General features: G+C 63.7%; 1 pseudogene. It reads right to left on the bottom strand.

Annotation, left to right across the window (positions count from 1 at the left end):
* Window positions 1-1,100, bottom strand: a pseudogene (locus NKI08_RS34430) (IS256 family transposase); the annotation flags it as partial.
* Between the last annotated feature and the right edge of the window lie 189 nt (window positions 1,101-1,289).

Genomic DNA, 1,289 nt, shown 5'->3' with positions numbered 1-1,289 from the left:
CCATCGCACCGGCCAGCCTTGACTGCGTCTCGACACGCTCGCATGGGAAATCCTGTGGGCCGGGACGAAGAAACAGGCTCACCTGAGCCGAACAAAGAAACGCGACAGGAATCGAAAAAGTCGAAATCAGGCTTGTCGATGTCATCCGTCAAGTGCAGCTTGGCGCGGTGCTCCTTGGGGAAAGTCATGTAGGCAAGCACGTCGGGCTCGGCGTCGTCCATGATTGTCGCCAGCTTCGGCACCTTCGGCCGGATCTGGTCGGCGACGGCGCGCCATTGCGTGCTTGCGGCCTCGGGCGTTTCCTGGGCGAAGGCGGCGGCGATGAAAGCGGAGACGACGCGGCGCCCGCTCTTGCCGGCATGGGCCAGCACGTTCCTCATGAAGTGGACGCGGCACCTCTGCCATGTCGCGCACAGCACCTTGGTGACGGCCGCCTTGATGCCTTCATGGGCATCGGAGACGACGAGCTTGACGCCGCGCAGGCCGCGGCGGGTCAGCTTGGGCAAGAACTCCGTCCAGATCGGCTCGGCCTCAGACGTGCCGACCTCCATGCCCAGCACCTCGCGCCGGCCGTCCGCGTTGACGCCGACAGCGATGATGACCGAGACGATGCGGCCCCCGCGGCGCACCTTCAGGTAGGTGGCGTCGATCCACAGATATGGCCAGTCCCCTCGATGGGTCTTTCAAGGAACGCTTTGACCTTGCCGTCGATCTCTTCGCACAGCCGGCTGACCTGGCTTTTGGAGATGCCGCTCATGCCCCAGGTCATCGACCGAGCGGGTCGAGATCCCCTGGACGTAGGCCTCCTGGATGACGGCGGTCAGCGCCTTCTCGGCCATGCGGCGCGGTTCTAGGAAACCGGGGAAATAGGAGCCCTTCCTGAGCTTGGGGATGCGCAGCTCGACGGTGCCGGCGCGCGTCTCCCAGTCGCGCTCGCGATAGCCGTTGCGCTGGGCCGTGCGCAACGGGTTCTTCTCGCCATAGGCGGCGCCGGTGGCGGCGCCAACCTCCAGCTCCATCAGCCGCTCGGCGGCAAAGCCAATCATCTCGCGCAAGAGATCGGAATCCGGAGTCTTCTCCACGAGCGCGCGCAGGTTCATCATGTCGTCGGTCATCGATGGTTCCTTCGAATCAGGTTGGTGTCAGCAACCCGACCTTACCGGCGAACTGTCGATGACCCCGCAAAGCCGCTCGCTCGCTTGTATGGGCTAATCTTTGTCAAGGTGATCTTTCAGTCGTTCCGTCCTCCTTGTTCAGCCGTGTGCGCCCATTTGTTCCTGCTTTGGCTC

Origin of the sequence: Mesorhizobium sp. M0768 (assembly GCF_040320195.1) — a bacterium.
GTDB lineage: Bacteria > Pseudomonadota > Alphaproteobacteria > Rhizobiales > Rhizobiaceae > Mesorhizobium.
The sequence above is the reverse complement of the archived record's forward strand: the minus strand, read 5'-3'. Positions and strand labels throughout refer to the sequence as shown.